The 19,754-nt window shown below is 43.1% G+C and carries 13 protein-coding genes, 1 rRNA gene and 2 riboswitches; all 14 genes read right to left on the bottom strand.

Going from position 1 to position 19,754, the window contains the following annotated elements:
- Positions 1-92 precede the first annotated feature (92 nt).
- The 14 genes from NAF01_RS01760 to NAF01_RS01695 all read right to left on the bottom strand — a co-directional run bounded on the left by NAF01_RS01760 (position 93) and on the right by NAF01_RS01695 (position 19,753).
- Positions 93-1,642: ribosomal RNA gene (locus NAF01_RS01760) — 16S ribosomal RNA — on the bottom strand.
- Between the two features lie 320 nt (positions 1,643-1,962).
- Positions 1,963-4,023 (bottom strand): glucose-specific PTS transporter subunit IIBC, encoded by a 2,061-nt coding sequence (gene ptsG / locus NAF01_RS01755; RefSeq protein WP_163141768.1) that lies wholly within the window; start codon positions 4,021-4,023, stop codon positions 1,963-1,965.
- 216 nt (positions 4,024-4,239) lie between these two features.
- Positions 4,240-5,082: a glucose PTS transporter transcription antiterminator GlcT gene (glcT, locus tag NAF01_RS01750; RefSeq protein ID WP_250801606.1), complete on the bottom strand. Its 843-nt coding sequence runs from the start codon at positions 5,080-5,082 to the stop codon at positions 4,240-4,242.
- Between the two features lie 347 nt (positions 5,083-5,429).
- Positions 5,430-6,758 carry an NCS2 family permease gene (locus NAF01_RS01745; protein ID WP_048010861.1) on the bottom strand — a complete coding sequence of 443 codons (1,329 nt, stop codon included), beginning with the start codon at positions 6,756-6,758 and terminating at the stop codon, positions 5,430-5,432.
- 126 nt (positions 6,759-6,884) lie between these two features.
- Positions 6,885-6,986, bottom strand: a riboswitch (purine riboswitch).
- A gap of 85 nt (positions 6,987-7,071) precedes the next feature.
- Entirely contained in the window at positions 7,072-8,592 is a 1,521-nt protein-coding gene (gene guaA / locus NAF01_RS01740; RefSeq protein WP_163141780.1) for a glutamine-hydrolyzing GMP synthase, read from the bottom strand.
- Between the two features lie 216 nt (positions 8,593-8,808).
- A riboswitch (purine riboswitch) is annotated at positions 8,809-8,910 on the bottom strand.
- 70 nt (positions 8,911-8,980) lie between these two features.
- Positions 8,981-11,185 (bottom strand): transglutaminase TgpA family protein, encoded by a 2,205-nt coding sequence (locus tag NAF01_RS01735; protein WP_250801605.1) that lies wholly within the window; start codon positions 11,183-11,185, stop codon positions 8,981-8,983.
- Positions 11,185-12,399, bottom strand: a complete 1,215-nt coding sequence (locus NAF01_RS01730) for a DUF58 domain-containing protein (protein ID WP_197245281.1) — start codon at positions 12,397-12,399, stop codon at positions 11,185-11,187. The genes NAF01_RS01735 and NAF01_RS01730 overlap by 1 nt, the downstream gene beginning before the upstream one ends.
- Before the next feature lies 1 nt (position 12,400).
- On the bottom strand, positions 12,401-13,357 hold the full coding sequence (locus tag NAF01_RS01725) for an AAA family ATPase (protein WP_197245280.1): 957 nt from the start codon (positions 13,355-13,357) through the stop codon (positions 12,401-12,403).
- 183 nt (positions 13,358-13,540) lie between these two features.
- A complete protein-coding gene (locus NAF01_RS01720; RefSeq protein ID WP_250801604.1) occupies positions 13,541-14,998 on the bottom strand; it encodes an esterase/lipase family protein in 1,458 nt (485 codons plus the stop codon).
- Positions 14,999-15,151: 153 nt separating this feature from the next.
- Positions 15,152-16,846 carry a transglutaminase domain-containing protein gene (locus NAF01_RS01715; RefSeq protein WP_250801603.1) on the bottom strand — a complete coding sequence of 565 codons (1,695 nt, stop codon included), beginning with the start codon at positions 16,844-16,846 and terminating at the stop codon, positions 15,152-15,154.
- A gap of 174 nt (positions 16,847-17,020) precedes the next feature.
- Positions 17,021-17,572 carry a DUF5381 family protein gene (locus NAF01_RS01710; RefSeq protein ID WP_250802409.1) on the bottom strand — a complete coding sequence of 184 codons (552 nt, stop codon included), beginning with the start codon at positions 17,570-17,572 and terminating at the stop codon, positions 17,021-17,023.
- A gap of 58 nt (positions 17,573-17,630) precedes the next feature.
- A complete protein-coding gene (locus tag NAF01_RS01705) occupies positions 17,631-18,188 on the bottom strand; it encodes a DUF5381 family protein (RefSeq protein ID WP_250801602.1) in 558 nt (185 codons plus the stop codon).
- A gap of 115 nt (positions 18,189-18,303) precedes the next feature.
- Positions 18,304-19,323: a hypothetical protein gene (locus NAF01_RS01700; RefSeq protein ID WP_197245272.1), complete on the bottom strand. Its 1,020-nt coding sequence runs from the start codon at positions 19,321-19,323 to the stop codon at positions 18,304-18,306.
- Between the two features lie 43 nt (positions 19,324-19,366).
- Positions 19,367-19,753: a hypothetical protein gene (locus NAF01_RS01695; RefSeq protein WP_250801601.1), complete on the bottom strand. Its 387-nt coding sequence runs from the start codon at positions 19,751-19,753 to the stop codon at positions 19,367-19,369.
- Position 19,754 lies beyond the last annotated feature (1 nt).

Genomic DNA, 19,754 nt, shown 5'->3' with positions numbered 1-19,754 from the left:
CTAGTTTTCAAAGAACGAATCTTTCATTGAGAGATTGAACTCTCAAAACTGAACGAACAAAGAACGTCACGTTTCTTGTAAATATTCCTTAGAAAGGAGGTGATCCAGCCGCACCTTCCGATACGGCTACCTTGTTACGACTTCACCCCAATCATCTGTCCCACCTTAGGCGGCTGGCTCCAAAAGGTTACCCCACCGACTTCGGGTGTTACAAACTCTCGTGGTGTGACGGGCGGTGTGTACAAGGCCCGGGAACGTATTCACCGCGGCATGCTGATCCGCGATTACTAGCGATTCCGGCTTCATGCAGGCGAGTTGCAGCCTGCAATCCGAACTGAGAATGGTTTTATGGGATTCGCTTAACCTCGCGGTCTTGCAGCCCTTTGTACCATCCATTGTAGCACGTGTGTAGCCCAGGTCATAAGGGGCATGATGATTTGACGTCATCCCCACCTTCCTCCGGTTTGTCACCGGCAGTCACCTTAGAGTGCCCAACTGAATGCTGGCAACTAAGATCAAGGGTTGCGCTCGTTGCGGGACTTAACCCAACATCTCACGACACGAGCTGACGACAACCATGCACCACCTGTCATCCTGTCCCCCGAAGGGGAACGCCCTATCTCTAGGGTTGTCAGGAGATGTCAAGACCTGGTAAGGTTCTTCGCGTTGCTTCGAATTAAACCACATGCTCCACCGCTTGTGCGGGCCCCCGTCAATTCCTTTGAGTTTCAGCCTTGCGGCCGTACTCCCCAGGCGGAGTGCTTAATGCGTTTGCTGCAGCACTAAAGGGCGGAAACCCTCTAACACTTAGCACTCATCGTTTACGGCGTGGACTACCAGGGTATCTAATCCTGTTTGCTCCCCACGCTTTCGCGCCTCAGCGTCAGTTACAGACCAAAGAGTCGCCTTCGCCACTGGTGTTCCTCCACATCTCTACGCATTTCACCGCTACACGTGGAATTCCACTCTTCTCTTCTGCACTCAAGTTCCCCAGTTTCCAATGACCCTCCCCGGTTGAGCCGGGGGCTTTCACATCAGACTTAAGGAACCGCCTGCGCGCGCTTTACGCCCAATAATTCCGGACAACGCTTGCCACCTACGTATTACCGCGGCTGCTGGCACGTAGTTAGCCGTGGCTTTCTGGTCAGGTACCGTCAAGGTACCGGCAGTTACTCCGGTACTTGTTCTTCCCTGACAACAGAGTTTTACGATCCGAAAACCTTCATCACTCACGCGGCGTTGCTCCGTCAGACTTTCGTCCATTGCGGAAGATTCCCTACTGCTGCCTCCCGTAGGAGTCTGGGCCGTGTCTCAGTCCCAGTGTGGCCGATCACCCTCTCAGGTCGGCTACGCATCGTGGCCTTGGTGAGCCGTTACCTCACCAACTAGCTAATGCGCCGCGGGCCCATCTGTAAGTGATAGCCGAAACCATCTTTCAGCTTTTCCTCATGTGAGGAAAAGAGTTATCCGGTATTAGCCCCGGTTTCCCGGAGTTATCCCAGTCTTACAGGCAGGTTGCCCACGTGTTACTCACCCGTCCGCCGCTGACTTCAGGGAGCAAGCTCCCATCTGTCCGCTCGACTTGCATGTATTAGGCACGCCGCCAGCGTTCGTCCTGAGCCAGGATCAAACTCTCCATATAAGAGTTGATTAAGCTCGAGTTGTCTTTTCGAAAAAGACTAATTGATTTAAACGTTGACGTTTTGTTCGTTCAGTTTTCAAAGATCAATCCGCCGCTCAGAAGCGACTTTATTAATATATCATTTCTCAATCGCTTCGTCAACAACTTTTTTTAAAACTTTCAAATGCTGTTAGCGTCTCAAGCGACTGTTTTTCTATAATAACACCTGTTGCCCAAAGGGTCAACAAGTTATTCAAAAAAAAACACAAAAAGTTTATTATCCTATCAAATAAAAAGAAACCAGCTGTTTGAACCGCAGCTGGTTTCTTCTATATTATCTATCATTGTTTTGAGATGACGATGATATCTTTTTCTTTAAGATCAACAGCGCCAGGCTTATTAATTTTAATTGCCTCGCCCTGCTGAAGGTTCGTGAAGACGATCGGTGTAATAATAGAAGTGGCGTTTTCCCCGATATAATCAAGGTCCACTTTCAATAGCGGCTGTCCCGCTTCTACACGGTCATTCTCAGCAATTAACGCTTCAAATCCCTGACCTTTCAGATTAACCGTATCAATACCCACATGAATCAGGATTTCGCGGCCTGAATCAGAAAGGATGCCGATTGCATGCTTTGTCGGGAACATGTTAACAATTTTCCCGTCTACCGGTGAAACTACAGTTCCTTCTGAAGGCACAATCGCAAAACCATCACCCATCATTTTACCTGAGAATACAGCGTCAGGCACTTCTGTAATTGGTTTGATTTCACCTTTTAATGGTGCAATGAATGCATCTTCTTTATGTTCAGTCTGAAGAGCCTCAGGATTTACTTCTTCAATCTGCTGCTCCACTCCGCCTTCTGGAGCTTTTTCAACTGCGCGCGGTCTTTTGCCGCTCATGATATCTTTCATTTGGCCTTTGATTGTTTCAGATCTTGGGCCAAAGATAGCCTGAATGTTGTTTCCAACTTCCAGTACTCCAGATGCGCCAAGTTTTTTCAAGCGTTCTTTGTCTACATTTTTAATATCGTTTACTGATACACGAAGTCGAGTAATACACGCATCAAGATGAGCGATGTTTTCTTGTCCACCCATAGCATCAAGAACTTCATATGGAAGATCTCCACCTTTGCCTGAAGCAGCTGATTCTTCATCTTCTACTTCTTCACGACCCGGAGTCATTAAATTAAATTTGCGGATGGCAAATCTAAAGCCAAAGTAATAGATCACAGCAAATACCAATCCAACCGGAATAACAATCCAGGCATTTGTCTGAGGGTTGATTAATCCGAATAGGATATAGTCAATCAAACCGCCTGAAAAAGTCATGCCGATTTTTACATCCAAGAGATGCATGGTCATAAACGAAAGACCTGCAAACACAGCGTGTACAGCAAACAGGATCGGAGCTACAAACAAGAATGAGAATTCAAGCGGCTCCGTGATACCTGTTAAGAAAGAAGTTAATGCCGCAGACGCCATAAGACCTCCGACTACCACTTTCTTTTCAGGACGTGCTTCATGATAAATGGCTAATGCAGCTGCAGGCAGACCGAACATCATGAACGGGAATTTACCAGTCATAAATGTACCCGCAGTAAGGTTTTGTACATTGTCACTGATTTGCGCCATGAAAATCCGCTGGTCACCGCGGACTGTTTCACCTGCATTCGTTACATACTGTCCAAATTCATACCAGAACGGAGAGTAGAAAATATGATGCAGACCAAAAGGAATCAGCGACCGTTCAATTAAGCCAAAAATGAACGCTGATAAAGTCAGGTTCGCATGAACCATGTTTTGTGAGAAGGCATTTAATCCTTCCTGGATTGGCGGCCAAATAACCAGCATCAGCAAACCAAGGACTACTGATGTTGCCGCCGTAATAATGGGAACGAAACGTTTCCCGGCAAAGAATCCTAAGTATGAAGGAAGTTCGATTTCATAGAATTTGTTGTATAATGCAGCAGCGATAATCCCAACTATAATACCGCCGAATACACCTGTCTGCAGAGTTGGAATACCTAAGATATTCGCATAATTAAGCCCATTTACATCCTCTGCCGTTATTCCGGCAGCCGTACCCATTGTCACGTTCATAATCAAATAACCGATAATGGCAGCAAGTGCAGCTACACCTTCACCGCCTGCTAAACCAACAGCTACACCAACCGCAAATAGCACCGGCAAGTTAGCAAAGACGATATCCCCTGCTTTTTGCATAACCTGGGCAACGATCTCGACCCCGCTGTTATCCAGGAACGGAGCCAGCTCAAGAAGCGCCGGATTCTGCAGAGCCGCACCAAGAGCAAGCAGGATCCCCGCTGCAGGCAGCAATGCTACAGGAAGCATCAAGGCTTTCCCGACTTTTTGCAGGACGCCAAATACTTTTTTAAACATATGTTAACCCCCTAAAATTTTTACTCATTAAGCGTTTTCATTTAATAGCGGCAACCATTAAAAAAATAAAAAAGGCATGAGGAAAAAAGGATAGAATTCAGGTGCATACAAGGGTATCATACCCTATTTACCTAAATTCAATTACCTTTCTTCACTCATGCCTGATCGAATCAGTAACACGTAAAGACTTGCCATTACTGGACAAGATAATCGTAATTAATTTATTTTCTTTTGAAGCCTTTGCAGATGCATAGTCAGATACACAGCTTCTGCGTTATAGACTGGTTTTTTTAATGTTTGCTGCATTACTTTAATGAGCTTCCAAGAGAGATTGTAGCACACCGGATATTCTTCTTTCAAGAGTGAAGTTATTTTTTCCGGTTCTTCTACGACCTCCCCTATGTTAACCCTTTCAATGGTGAAGCGGATGTGGCGGACAAGCCTCATATAATCAATGCTGTCTTTATCAATTTGAATATCCAGCTGTTCTTCAATCATGTTAACGAGATGGGTCACCAGCTGAGAATGCTGATTCACTTCGGATAAATCTCGATTCATTACCGCACTATGCACGTGCAGGGCAATAAATCCAATCTCTCCTTCCGGCAAATAAATACCTGTACGATGCCCTATAAGGTTTACAACTTCCTGGGCAATTTCGAATTCAAATGGGTAAAGTGTCTTCGTTTCGACCAGAAAAGGATTCCTCATTTCCATCCCATTCTTCATGCGTGTTATCGCAAACATCAAGTGATCAGTTAACGCAACGTGGATATGTTCATTAAGCATGGAATTTGCCCTTTGTTTTATCAATTGGATGGAGGAGATAATTGCTTCAAGCAATTGATTATCCACATAGGGCATGAGCTTCAGATAATTCTCCTGCTCTTTTTCATTTTTAAGCACAAAGAGCTTTTCAACCAAACTAGAATCAATTGGCTGGCCCGATTTCCGGTTGAAGCCAATCCCTTTCCCAATCAGGACGACTTCTCCCAATGACTCATGGCTGCCAATAAGGACGTTATTATTCAGTACTTTTTTTACCTTATACTCACCCATTCTCTTCTCCCCGCTCATTAAACAAATGTACTCTCATGGTATAAAAGCATGTCCGGGAAGTCAACGGATCGACTTGAATTAAGAAAAGAGAAAGGTGCTTTAACTTTTTAGACGGATTGAAAGAAATGTTAAGGCGATCCCCCAGGGACGACTATCATAAGACGGTCCCTGTAAAAAGGTGTTTTTTACTTTCGGAAAGGGACGACTTAGACCCGAGAGTCCCTAGGAGCTGAAACTAGACAAGCTTAGGCTTGAGAGCCGATGGCGCTTTGAGCTAGTCAGTTACCGACGTTATACTTTCACTTTATAAAAAGAGACCCGCATCCCAGCGGGTCCCACACATCCTGTTACTTCAAGAAAATGAAATACATAACAAATATGACAAACAGCACATACATAATTGGGTGAATCTCTTTGATTCTTCCTTTTACAATCATGGTGATTGGGTAGAAAATAAATCCGATTGCAATTCCTGTTGCGATGCTGTAAGTCAACGGCATTGCAATAATTGTCAGGAATGCCGGGACAGCAATTTCAAACTTTGTCCAATCAATGTTGCCTAATGATGCAACCATCAATACACCGACAATGATCAGTGCTGGAGCCGTCACCGCAGAAGTAATAACTTCTAATAACGGGAAGAAGAATAATGATAGCAAGAAAAATCCTGCAGTGACAATCGATGCAAACCCTGTTCTTGCACCCGCCGCAACCCCTGATGAAGACTCAATAAAGGAAGTTGTAGTGGATGTTCCAAATATCGCACCAACGACTGTTGCTGTTGAGTCTGCCAGAAGTGCTTTACCTGCGCGAGGCAATTTATTTTCCTTCATTAAACCCGCCTGGTTGGCAACACCCACTAACGTTCCTGCTGTATCAAAGAAGTCGACGAACAGGAATGTCAGGACAACGACCAGCATGCTGGTTGAGAAGAATGAAGGGTCGCTGTATGCCCCGAACGCCGCTCCGAACGTTGGAGCCACACTTGGCACGGAATCAACAACCTTTCCCGGAACATCAATTAAGCCGGCAATCATCCCAGCAACTGTGGTGATTACCATACCTATAAAAATTCCGCCCTTAATTCCTTTTGTCATCAGAATAACCGTTATCACAATGCCGAAAATGGCCAGTAGCACATTTCCATCAGTAAAATCCCCTAATCCAACAAGGACAGCATCATTGTTGACAATCAGCCCTGCACTTTGAGCGCCGACAAATGTAATAAACAAACCGATTCCGGCACTGACCGCATACTTTAATTCAGCAGGAATGGAGTTAATAATTTTTTCACGCAGACCTGAAAGGGATAAAAAGATAAAGATAATCCCTGAAATCAAAACCCCGCCTAATGCATGCTGCCAAGGGATTCCCATCGTTAAAACAACAGTATAAGCAAAAAACGCATTCAATCCCATACCCGGAGCAAGTGCAATCGGATATCTGGCCAGCACCCCCATCAATAGGGATCCAATTGCCGCAGCCACTGCTGTTGCCACAAATACTGCCCCATAGTCCATTCTCATGGCATCCGGCAAATCCGGTATATCCATTAACGATAAAGTAATCGGGTTAACGACTAAAATATAAGCCATTGCTAAAAACGTTGTGAGTCCGCCGATGAATTCACGGCGATAGTTAGTACCAAGTTCTTCAAACTGGAAGTACTTCTTCATTTCTTTTCCCCCTATTGTCTATCCTTATTTTCACAATAAAAAAACTCCGGTATTGAGTACCGGAGCATTGACAACTGGCTCGTGCTTGCCATAGGGAAAAACAAAAAAGAATAAAGGCAAAAACATCCCTATTTGCACTTACCTCGTAGTCAAGCTATTTACGGCAGCTCGGTAGAAACTTTTGGGCCATATCCCCAAGATTATACGACGTAAAACGACATATTTAATTCTTCTTTATCATAGCACCTCAAAAAGTCCTAGTCAATAGAAAAAACGAACATTTTCATGTCCGCTTTTTATTAATGTTCGTATTTTATTCCCACTCAATCGTAGCAGGCGGCTTGCTCGTAATATCGTACACAACCCGGTTGACATGTGATACTTCATTCACGATTCTTGTTGAAATAATCTCCAGTACATCCCAAGGGATACGGGCCCAGTCAGATGTCATGCCATCAATTGAAGTAACGGCACGAATTCCAATAGTATAATCATATGTCCGGGCATCACCCATTACCCCCACACTGCGGATGTCAGGCAGGACAGTGAAATATTGCCAAATATCACGATCCAGACCTGCCTTTTTAATTTCCTCACGCAAAATGGCATCAGACTCGCGTACAATTTCCAGCTTGTCTTCTGAAATCTCCCCCAGAACGCGGATACCTAATCCTGGACCAGGGAATGGCTGTCTCCACACGATTTCATCTGGAATGCCAAGCTCAGTTCCCAATGCACGCACTTCATCTTTAAACAGCGTGTTAAGCGGCTCAATAAGCTTAAATTGCATATCTTCAGGAAGCCCGCCTACATTGTGATGAGATTTAATCGTCTGGGCAGTAGCTGTTCCACTTTCAATAATATCGGTATAAAGTGTTCCTTGCGCAAGGAAATCAATGCCTTGAAGCTTAGCAGCTTCATCATCGAATACATAGATGAATTCATTGCCGATGATTTTACGTTTTTGTTCAGGATCGCTCACACCTCTAAGCTTATTCATAAAGCGCTCCTGGGCATCCACTTTAATGACATTCATATTAAAGCCATCAGCAAATGTCTTCATGACGCCTTCTGCTTCATCTTTTCTCAGCAGGCCGTGATCGACGAAAATACAAGTCAGCTGGTCGCCGATTGCTTTATGAATAAGAACGGCAACAACAGATGAATCAACACCGCCGCTCAATGCGCAAAGAACTTTCTTATCTCCAACTTCCTGGCGGATCTTTTCCATTTCAATTTCAATGAAATTCTCCATTGACCAATCGCCAGTACAGCCGCAAACGCCGAACACAAAGTTTTTCAGCATATCATTTCCATGAACAGAGTGGCGCACCTCAGGGTGGAATTGAACAGCGTATAAACCGCGCTCTTCATTGCTCATAGCCGCAATCGGGCATGACGGATTGGTTCCATCCACTGTAAAACCTGCCGGAGCCTCTACGACAAGATCGCCATGGCTCATCCAGACAGTCTGTTCTCGAGGAAGATCTGTAAACAATTTAGATTCATTTTCAATTTTCATAATTGCCTTCCCGTATTCACGGTGCTTGGCAGGCTCTACTTTTCCATCAAAATGCATGGTCATCAGCTGCATGCCATAGCAGATACCAAAAATCGGCAATCCCAGTTCAAATATTTCTTCATCGCATCTGAAAGCATTTTCGCCATACACGCTGTTAGGTCCGCCAGAGAAAATAATTCCTTTCGGATTCATTTCCTTGATTTCTGCAGCTGTAATCGTATGCGGATGCAGCTCGCTGTACACACCAAACTCACGAATTCTGCGTGTGATTAACTGATTGTACTGGCTTCCAAAGTCCAGCACTACGATCATTTCCTGATTTTGAAGTTCTGTTTTCCCCGTCACACTGTTCACCCCATTAATTTTGTTATATTGCCTTTAGTCTTCTCTCCTGCAGATAAAATATCTAGTAAAAATATAATTTCTCAAGCATTTCATATATTTCAGCGGGAAGCTGGACAATAAAAAAACCGGAACTCTTTCTCCACAAAAAAAGTGAAGGCAGAATTCCGGTTTTCACGTATAGCAAAAAACTTCTTCTGCCTTCATAGTCAGATCATTTACGGCGATCTGGTAGAGACTTTCGAACCATATTATCGAGGATATATGAAGGTGCATGATTTAATTGTGTAAAACGGCAAAACCCGAACAATATGCCGCTGTCTTATTTGCCTATTGTAACAACAGCCACAAATCCCGGTCAAGCTATTGTCCTTTTAATTAAATTTTCCCACAATTCCTTCGTATCATTCCAGCTTCCTTCTTTCAGGACCCCCCTGTAGACAAGCTCTTCGTAGTGTGCTGTCAGCCTGCTCATTTCCCTTGTTGAGAAAAAGCTGTCAACATACTTGGCATAATCCCTTAAGGTTTGTCCGCTTTTCCGTTTTAACCCGTATCGGTCTAATTCTTTTAAAAGAATCAGGTAAGCCTTGGAGAAGTGCTCATCATTTCTTGTTCTTTTAAATCTCCAGATGAAATAATGAGGAAGCCATTTACCCCGTTTTTGAAAAATCACGATAACAAGCAAAGCAGCTGCCGCTGCGGCTGCTCCGATGACTTTCCAATGTTCTTTAAAGAAAGACTCTATATTGCCCCAAAGCTTTTCTAAAGTAAACGCCGATTCTTTCGATGATGTTACTTCAGGCTTGTCCGGCTTGACAGGAGTCTCAGTCTCTTTTGGCTCTTCTGCCTCCGGCTGGCTCGTATTTTGGCCTGCAGCGTCAAAGTTGAACTGAACGTTATTATTGAAACCCTGAGTTGGTTCAAATGGAACCCAGCCCATTTCAGGAAAATAAATTTCTACCCATGAATGGGCATTATTATTGGTTATTTCAAATAAACGGAGACCAGACCCGAGCGATTGCTTTAATTCTCCTTCTGTATAGCCCTTCACCCATCTTGCCGGCAATCCGATTGACCTCGCCATAACCACCATGGAAGAAGAGAAATTGTCGCAATACCCCTGCTTGGTATCAAATAAAAATTGGTCCACATAATCCTCATTCTCAACCGGAACAGCTACGTCTGTCTGGCTGTAGGTATATTCTGCCCTTCGGAAATACCTCTCCAGCTCCCTCGCTTTTTCAAACCAATCCGGCTTATCCTGAGTGATTTCCTGCGCCAGCTCCCTGACTCTTTTTGGTAATTCTTCAGGCAGCTGTGTATATCGGGACAAAAATTCCTCAGGAAGTGATTCCGCTTGTGCTCCCGATGCCTTCATGGCAGTTACACTGTATTCAGGCACCGCAAAACCCAATTTGTAATCTTCCAATGCAAATGGCCTTCCACTATCCAATGTCCGGATCTTTTCTGTGGCCGTTTCCAGCTCATAGGTAATGAAAGGCGAAGCTTTAATACTTTTTAACCCTAATGGATACACCACATGAGGGTAATTCATAAATGTATAAACGGAGCTTACTTCTTCAGTGGTTTCAATTGCATCGTTGTCGATGAACGATGTAACCGGGATTTCCTCTCCCAATCCGAACGGAAGATATTCCCCTTCAGGCTGGGAGGTTACCCATCCCTTGCCTGTATACGTATCTTTCGTTTCCACCTTCCAGTAATGGCGGGACTCCACTTCCGCCCTGAAAACAACAGCGTTATCTCCTATAAAAGGGCCGCCAAGGCGGGAATCGTCTTCACCATAGCCGATTTTCTGAATGCCCGGTCCATCACCCCCGCTGTTTTGCCCATAGGATTTAATAAACGGAACAGGATCAGGCCAAATCGGTTCTGCCTTAGGAGCAGCAAATCCCAATCCGGTGCTTAGCGCGATCAGGGCAGTCAGCGGAATCATCCATTTTCGCGATAGAGAGGCTTCTTTCTTCAGCCCTTCCTGCTCCAGAAGATGGTTAAACGTTAAGATGCCCATAACCGCAAAGCCCGCAATAACTGTCCTGACAATCGCTGCGTCTGCCGTGTAAGGCGTAAAGGTGTCCAGAACTGTTATATAAATGAGTGTCATGAAAAAGAAAATGAAAATCTGCCTGCGATTAATCAGCCAGTACTGAATCAAATAGGTCATCAGCCACAGCAGTATGAAAAACAGCAGGCTTCTGAAAAGATTGGTTATGGCGGGCCAGTCTCTCTCAGCAAGCAAACCAAAGTTGTGCCATATATCCGATGCAAATGCTTCTATCCATGAAAACTGAAAAAAGGAGCCTTCAAAATATAAATAATGCAGCTCATATAAAATATAAAGCACCTTAATAATACTGCTCATTACTGGACTTACACCAAAGAAAGCCAGCAGGAGTGACAATACAAGGAACACAAGGAAAACGATAATATTCGACGTATCTGTCAGCTCTTCAACCGGGCGCAGCCATTCCCATAATAAGAAAAAGCCAAGAACATAAAGAAGAAAGGTGGCAAAATCCTTTTGAACCCGCTGATATCCCATTACATGCCCACCCCCGAAAACACATCTGCAAAATGTCCGTTGTGAACTAATATGACACGTATTCCCCTGGCATTCGCAGAGGCTTTAAGCAGCAGTTCATCACCGGAAGGAGATTCATGCTCATTTTTGATTAAAAATATAGTCATGGCCCCATTTTTGGACTTAAAAAATCCGGCTTTCTCTATAAGTGCTTTTGTTAATTGGGCTGTAACAATCATCAGCTGACTGTTCTGCTGCAGAAGAAAATGCTCTGCTTCAAGAACCCGGTCCACTGATGCTGCCGAATCATCTTTTATTTTTGCCAAATGGTGAAACAGCTGAAGCTGGTGTGCTTCTCCGCCTCTGATCGGAAAAGCTGTCCGGGCAGCTGCAGAGGTCAAAAACCCGACCTGTGCTCCTTTACGGAGAATCGCCCTTACAATGGAGGCAGTAAACGAAACGATGGCCTCAAATCGGCTATCCGCTGAACAGTCCATCATGATATAGACATCATGGGATTGCCTTTGTTCAAATTCCTTGGTCATAATATCATTTCGCTTTGCGGTAGCTTTCCAGTTAATCCAGGAAAATCTGTCTCCCGGCTGATAATCCCTGATGCCGATTGCCATGGAAGTATCCCTTTGCACCCGCTCTTTTGAAGCAGTCATTCCCTGGTCGTAATGATGGGCCATGGGCTTATAGATGATTTCCTCATACGCCGGGTAGACAATCATCCTGTTCTCAGCGGGAGCTTGCCTTTCTTTCTCTACTAAACCAAGCAGATCACCTGTTTTAAAACGGACAGAGGCAAAAAAATGCTCTCCCCTGGGCAGACTGTTAATCTTGTATTGAATGGACATTTCCTTCTGGAACCCCGGAAATAAGAATCTCTTTGCCTCGTTTGACTTCCTGGCATGCAGGAGCTGTTCACTCATTTCATCCTCAATGACGAGGTATAATAAAGGAAAAGCTGATTCCCTGCTTATCTTCAAAGTAATCACAGCCTGCTCACCCGCATTGTATTCTGTTTTCGGCAGGATCCGCTCCACTTTAACGCTGTTTAATGAATAAAACGACAGACCCAGTGCATATAAAGCAAACGGCACAAAGCTGTAAAACAAAAACCAGCTGACAAAGCCGCCCTGGAACATGGCATACGAAAAGGTGAACAAAACAAGCAGAAATAGCACAATCAGCTTCCAGACACCTTTCAGTGTATTTAACAGCTGTTTCATTTTACTTCACTAGCCTTTGTACAGGGACAGACACCCTGGCAATGACGCGTCCCACCACTTCTTCAGCGGTAATGCCCTCAAATTTCGACTCGGACCTTAAGATAATTCTGTGCACAAAAACAGCTGGCGCCAAATACTGAATGTCATCCGGAAGAACATAATCGCGTCCATACATGAATGCATAAGCCTGGGCTGCTTTCATTAAAGCAATCGAACCGCGCGGACTGGCCCCTAAATACACACTGCTGTGGTTACGGGTTCCATTGGCAATCTCAACAATATAGCGTTTAATCGTTTGATCTACATGCACTTCTTTAATTTCTGTCTGCAGTGAGCGCAATTCAGCAAGATCCATTACCGTTTCCAGATCTTCTATCGGCGGAATGCGCTGCGCCCGGTTCAAGACCTCCATCTCATCCGCGATATCCGGATAGCCCATTTTCATTTTTAAAAGGAATCTGTCCAGCTGCGCTTCCGGAAGGGGATAGGTTCCCTCATACTCGATGGGATTTTGCGTTGCCATAACGAAGAAGGGTCTTTCTAGTCGATGCGTCACTCCGTCGATGGTCACACTGCTTTCTTCCATCCCTTCAAGAAGAGCGGATTGGGTCTTGGGAGAGGTTCGGTTGATTTCGTCTGCTAAAATAATATTGCCCATAATGGGACCAGGCCTGAACTGAAACTCCATTTCCTTCGGATTATAGATGGATACACCTGTCACATCCGAAGGCAGCAAATCAGGTGTGAATTGGATGCGTTTAAATGCAGCTCCAACTGACTTAGCCAGCGCACGAACCATCATCGTTTTCCCGACACCCGGAACATCTTCGAGCAGAACATGTCCTTCTGCTAAAAGCGCCACTAGGCTTAACTCTGCGACATCCCGTTTGCCGATCATGACTTTTTCAATATTTCCTAATACCCTCTCAATTGCAGGGTGCATCTGATTTCGATCCATGTGAAATCTCTCCCCTTTATCTATATCTCTAATTCCACTAATTTACAATTTCCTAAATTTAATTCTAACCTATTATATATTCGCTGTCGCGCTGGAAACTCCTGTGTTTTTCTTAGAATGACGCTATCTTCTAAATGGCTTTAGAACATAAACAAAGGCTGCTTGTCAGCAGCCGGAGACCAGTTAGTTATGTCGTTTTCCATTCTGATCTATATAAAAAGATTCGATAAGTGTTCTTTCATATGGCTTTCCATTTTCGGTAAGGCCTTTTATTTCCGTTGTCACATTGTATACACCTTCCTGTGAAAAATCCCTATCGGTCATGAGGCCAGGCTTTTCTCCTTTCGCTTTTTGCTGCAGCTTTTTCCCTGAAGAATCAAACCCGAAGCGGATCCATTTTGTTTTAAAGGCTTTATGACTTTTCGCAGACTTGCCCTGAATTTCATCGTTTAACGGGCTGTTTAGTGTAACGGTGTATAGATACGATGCATTTGCCGGAGCCTTTAACAGCCAGCTTCCTGCTTCAGGATGCTCGATTTCAAACTGGTGAACCCAAGCTCCTTTGAAGAAATCGGATTCTTCTTTATACGATTTTCCCGTTTTATATTCTTTTCCATCCGGACTGATTAATTTTAAAGCAGACAAATTCTTTTCGCTTAAAAAAGAAACGGTTATGGAGTTTACATTATCCTCCACCGAAAACTGCTCACTTATTGCACTGACAGCTTTCCCGCCTTTTACAATGGAATGAATGCGCGGCTTGCCGGCAGCGGCTTCTGAGCCTGAAGCTGAGAGAACTGCAGCAGGCTGAGTAATAGTGGTATAGGGTTTGAACACCTGGAATGTATAGGATCCTTCCCGAATGGTTGTATGATTCCAGCCTCCTTCCTGAACAATGGAAGCTCCAGGCAGCCGGGAATTAACTGCTGTCACAACACCATCGTTTTTTCCGTACGTGCTCAGATATAAACCTCCCCAGTAGGAAGCACTGCCAAATGAACCCCATTTGGTGCCGCCAAGTGTATAATAACGATTTTTTCCAGCATTCTGATGGGAATCTGTAAGGCTTCGAAAGTATTGCATATTGCCTGTCTGCAGGGATTCGGTTGCCTCATTATTGTTTCCGAGAAGAGCAGCAAGCCACCAGGCTGCGCTGCTGTGTGCAAGATCTGCAAGCTGGGTGCCATGATGAGGAGAGGATAGAGAGATGACGTTTGATACATAGGGGTGGGCATTGTAATGCACAAGGGCTGTCTGAATATCCACACCGCCTTTGCTATAGCCAATGACCACCAGCTTTTTTCCGCCGAAATGATGGTACATTTCCTGGAGCTTTTCAGCCAGAATGGCACCATTCGTCCACATATCCCGGTCATGATGAAGATCAATGAAGGCTGTTTCATATCCATTTGCCAAAGCCACTTCATACATATCATTTCCTTCATGCCAGACAGCTGACGAATTATTATAGCCGTGCACAAATACAAGAGGTGATTTGGAAGGGTCAATAGCTTCAGGTGTTTCTCCGGCATACCAATAACCCGGAGTCCCGCTGTCATCACCGCCAAAGCCGCCAGCCTTCACCATACCAGGGAAAATCAGCATCATACAAAAGATCACTCCTGCCATTTTTTTTATCAAGCTATTCCCTCCTTAACGGAGATCCGGACGGAAGTCCAGTCAATTTCACTTTATAATTTTCAGAATATTTGTTAAAGGGTATTTCGAATTAATTTCCATTCCCCTGGCAAATAAAAAAAGCCACAGGACAATGCCCCATGACTTATTAGCAGTTTAGTATGATACACCTGTACGGTTATGAGTTTTTTCAAACTCTGCTTGATTCGGATCAAAGTATTTTTCATTGAAAGCTGCCACGAATTTATCATCCTTAATGTAACCCGCTCCCCATGTAGGATCCATCGTGAGCCAGCTTCCATCCACTTTCACTTCCACCCATGCATGCTTCTGCGGCCAGAATCCGCCGAAAGCAGTTCCTTCAATAAAGCGGGATTCCATGTTGCTGGCCCGAAGCAGCGCAATGGCCAGATACGAATAATCCTGGCAGACGCCCGTTTGGGAATCAAGTGTCTTGAGCGCACTATCATCCCAGCTGAAGTCATCTGTTTCGAGCTTATTTACATCATATGAAACGGTTTTAGCGACATAGTCATAGATGGCCTTCGCCTTTTCCCTTTCACTGCTAATGCCCTCTGTCAGCTCTTGCGCCAGTTCAGTAATCTGCGGCGCATCGGACTGAACGCCTCTTGATGGAAGCAGGTCCCGCTTATCTTCACCGGTGGACTCCACCTCAAATTTGGCAAACCCATAAAAGCGGAAATAATCACTGTTCTCTTCCTTAATTTCCGGCACACTTAGTGTGACTTCATATGTGCCAGGACCAAACCTTAAATAAAAAGAATCATCAAACGTGAAATCTTTTACAGGGATAACATCCAGTGCTTCGTCTTCACCTTTTTTAGTGGTAATGTAAATATGATCTGTTTCAGGACCGAATTCTGCCTGCGGATCAATTTTTCCTTTTACAGAAAAGACACCATCAGACTTCTCACCGCCATACTGCGGGTATTCAAGCGCCACTCCCCGCTCCTCATATGTTTTAGAAAATTCAATTGGGCTCATCGTCCTATCAGACTCGTTGTCTATTAAAATGGTTGTGGCTGTCTGATAGTAATTTTCCCTCTCCTTGTCAGGAACGAGCACCTCAAGCTTGTGCAGACCTTTTCCATAGAATAACGGCACATCATAAGAGAACTTGCCATCTTTAAGCGAAATGACATGCTTCCACATTTCCGATTCCTTATTCAGCTTCAACATGATTGTATCGCCGTCTGTCAGACTTCCTGCTTCCCCTTTTAAATTGAATACTTCATTGCCTTTTATATAGCTCGATTCAATATCCAGCTCCATATCTGCCTCCTGGCCAAACGGAGTAAACGTTACATCGCGCTCTGTATCCTGATTCACATTGTGCACAGTGAACGAGGCAAGATCATAATAATAATTCTCACTATCCGTGCTTGGAAGCTGAACAGTTACCTTATACTCGCCTTCCCCATTAAATAAACGGATATTCTGTTTGAACTTCCCTTCTTTGATGGGTGCGTAGTATTCCAGATCATTCCCTGCCGGTCCCTCCTCTGCGGAACGAACCTTGATCCAGACATAATCTGATTTGAGATCAGAGTACTTCTCAACCTCTCCCTGCACAGCCATCTTGCCATTTGCAGCAAACTCCTTATACTCCGGATTCTTCAGAGCTGCCCCGACTTCCTCACTGTAAGAAGTCAGCTCAAGGGGTTCGAGCTCGAGTTCCTTGTTTTTCTCCTTAACCAGTTTTTCATATTTATCTTCTTCCTTTTTCTCCGCTTTGGCTTCTGAATTGCTTTCAGAGCTGCTGCAGGCTGAGAGGAAGAGGAAGCTGGTTAATAATACGATTAATATGGCGATGGGGCTTTTCTTTGGCATGGGGTCCTCCTTTTTAATCTTTCTTGATTTTATTACGTGCGCAATGCCTTTCGGTTTCAGAAATTACGAAACTCAAAACAAAAGCTCTTTATAGGGTTAGACCTTTAAAGAGCTTCTCTGTAGTACTGTTTAAAAAAATACAATATCGATAGATATAAAGTATTTCTATTAATTTTATTCAATCCTATGGTCCTGCCTGACATAGTTATCTTTTTCTCTTAACTTATCGAGGTCGATTTTCCGATCCCATACTTTCCTGGCATTGTCATTCATATAAGGAAAAATGTATTGATCTGCAATCACCTGAAAATCACCATCATCCAAGAGATTATAGGTGCGAATCTTTATTTTTTGATCATCTAAGGTTTCAATAACAATGTCGTTAATAAGGTTTAATGGATTTCTTATCAAATCAATATTTCGGATGTTCTTTATTAGAACAGGGCTTTTCGGGGCAATAACTGTACCTTTATCCCCCGGGACTATTTTCAGCAAAACCTTTCCTGGCATTAATCCAGGCATGCTCCAAATAGTTAAATAAAGATAGAAGGGAGTTAATACGATTCCTCCGCCAAGATAGAGGAAAGAGTATTTAGAATTAAATTTCAGTCCATGTATAATCAAGAAGATACATGCAAGTAAAAATCCTACTGTAGCTAAAAACACCCATACATACATGAACTTAGAACCTTTTATGATTACCGTGTCACCTTTGTTCTGAATCATTGACAAACTATACTCACCCCTTGGACCCGGCAGAGAAAGAGAGGTTCACACATAAACGTTATTCAGCCTTTGGTTCTTGCCTCTCATAATTAGCCTGCTGCCGAAGATTCTCCAGGTTTATTTTTCGATCCCAAACTTTTTTTGCATTTTCAGTCATATGAGGATATATATATTGGTCAACTATTATCTGATAGCGAAAATCACCAATCAGGTTATACGTGCGAATTTTAAACTTTTTATCATTGAAGGTTTCAATAACAATATCATTAATTAAATTTAATGGATTCCTTACAAGATCAATGTTTCGAATATCCTTAATTGGAATTGTGCCTTTTTTTGATTTAATCACACCATTTTCTCCGGGGATAATGGACAGCAAGGTTTTACCCGGGATTAGACCTGGTAAATTCCAAAGGGTGATATAGAGATAAAAAGGAGTGAAAAGTATTCCACCGCCAAGATAAAATAAAGAATATTTAGAGTCAAACTTCAATCCGTGAACAATTAGAAAGATACAGGCTATTAAAAAACCTGCAGTAGCAAGAGACACCAAAACATACATGATGTTTGAACCCTTTACGATGATTGCATCACTTTTCTTCTGAACAAGTGACAATTAGAATCCCACTCTCCTTAGATTAAGAGACTCTTTCTGTTAAAAAGCAGATTGTCTTTATCTATGTTTTATATCTTCTTCTCGTTATTCATAAGATACGCTGGCATGGACCTCCTTATGAAGCCGACCTAGCCCCTTTTACAGGAAAGGACTCCTCCCTCTCTTTTAAGCACGCAAAAATAGATAATATGATAATCATAGCTTCCCATAAAAGAGCAAATAGCAGAACAACAGGGCCGCCCTCTTCACTCCAGCTGGACTTATTGATATAGAAGAATAAAATGGTTATTAACAGCACCAGATTGCTTTTCCAAAAGAATGAAAATCCTCTTTTAAAAGAAAATTTCTCTCCTTCTTGGTTTGGTTTGCTGGAAGTTTTCTTCGTATGAGAGCTTCCATCTTGTAAGAAATCATCCAAAACTTTCTGTAATACATCAAAATAATGGCTGACACTGTTGCTCATTAAAAAGATTTGGTTATTATCAGCTTCCTCATATTTTATATGCCAAATATAACCTTCACCTGGAACAAAAAACATCGCAAAATCTTCTTGCATGTAATTCTTTTCGTTTTTTCTTTTTTTGAAAACAAGTTTGCAAACCTGCTGATTATTTCTATTAAAATCAAGCAGAAACTGCCGGATTTTCACATCGAATTTTTCGTCGTCGATCATTTTATTCAATTCGGCAGAGTCTATGTTATGGATTTGATCGTATAAACTATTGGATAACTCTATGTTAATCTTCATCGGATCCTCTTGAAGTCTAAAGTCAAGACCGTAAAAATCACAAATAAGCTCATTTAACCCCTGGTGAGAATTATACTTTATTAACTCATAGCGGCCATTATGTATATATTCCAGGATTCCTCCTGTCCTGTGAGCAGGATAAATCAGCAGACACTGAGTTCCATTTTCGATTCTGATCATTTTGCTGGCATCTAAAACTGTGCTTACCATATCTTTTAGTGCATTCGATATGTTTGAATCTGGCTGCGTTTCACTGATCTGGCCGATCTCTTTTTTTGAAAAATTATTTTCCTTGGCAAATTCTCTCGCTCTTTTTACTGATCCTGAGTGAGCAAGAACTGCTATAAGGTCTTGTGCAGAAACACTTATCTTCTGATCTTGTTCCATATCCGTTCTTCCTCCAACTAGCTTAGTAGAATATTAAGTGGCATTAATTAAAAATACTCATCATACTGAATCCTGCCACTATAAGAAAAACAAAAAAAAGTACACTCGCTAACTTATTCACAATAAAAGGGAGACGATTTAACACATTCTGAACATAATAATTTACACCAGAAGTAATGATGGCAATATACTTAAAGAAAAATCCCGGTATGCTCTTAGCTTCTTCAAATACATTTACCTCATACAGAGTGACGACCAGGCGCTGAACAAATATGGAGAAGAAAGCAAAAATCGCATTAGTCGTAATGATCAAAGCAATATAAGAGCTTGGAATTGGAATATCAATTCCTTTCAGAAATAACGCAATAATTGTCCATACTCCCATGGCCAATGCTAAGCCAATAATTTTCATCATAATTTTACCTTTCATA

This window comes from Cytobacillus firmus, assembly GCF_023657595.1.
Classification (GTDB): Bacteria; Bacillota; Bacilli; order Bacillales; family Cytobacillaceae; genus Cytobacillus; species Cytobacillus firmus_B.
The sequence above is the reverse complement of the archived record's forward strand: the minus strand, read 5'-3'. Positions and strand labels throughout refer to the sequence as shown.

Excerpts from the sequence above, each read along its gene's own strand:
- glcT (WP_250801606.1), bottom strand. The coding sequence starts at position 5,082 with ATGGGTGAGTATAAGGTAAAAAAAGTACTGAATAATAACGTCCTTATT.
- NAF01_RS01715 (WP_250801603.1), bottom strand. The coding sequence starts at position 16,846 with ATGCCAAAGAAAAGCCCCATCGCCATATTAATCGTATTATTAACCAGC.
- NAF01_RS01730 (WP_197245281.1), bottom strand. The coding sequence starts at position 12,399 with ATGAAACAGCTGTTAAATACACTGAAAGGTGTCTGGAAGCTGATTGTG.
- NAF01_RS01695 (WP_250801601.1), bottom strand. The coding sequence starts at position 19,753 with ATGAAAGGTAAAATTATGATGAAAATTATTGGCTTAGCATTGGCCATG.
- NAF01_RS01710 (WP_250802409.1), bottom strand. The coding sequence starts at position 17,572 with ATGATTCAGAACAAAGGTGACACGGTAATCATAAAAGGTTCTAAGTTC.
- NAF01_RS01725 (WP_197245280.1), bottom strand. The coding sequence starts at position 13,357 with ATGGATCGAAATCAGATGCACCCTGCAATTGAGAGGGTATTAGGAAAT.
- ptsG (WP_163141768.1), bottom strand. The coding sequence starts at position 4,023 with ATGTTTAAAAAAGTATTTGGCGTCCTGCAAAAAGTCGGGAAAGCCTTG.
- NAF01_RS01700 (WP_197245272.1), bottom strand. The coding sequence starts at position 19,323 with ATGGAACAAGATCAGAAGATAAGTGTTTCTGCACAAGACCTTATAGCA.
- NAF01_RS01745 (WP_048010861.1), bottom strand. The coding sequence starts at position 6,758 with ATGAAGAAGTACTTCCAGTTTGAAGAACTTGGTACTAACTATCGCCGT.
- guaA (WP_163141780.1), bottom strand. The coding sequence starts at position 8,592 with ATGATCGTAGTGCTGGACTTTGGAAGCCAGTACAATCAGTTAATCACA.
- NAF01_RS01735 (WP_250801605.1), bottom strand. The coding sequence starts at position 11,185 with ATGGGATATCAGCGGGTTCAAAAGGATTTTGCCACCTTTCTTCTTTAT.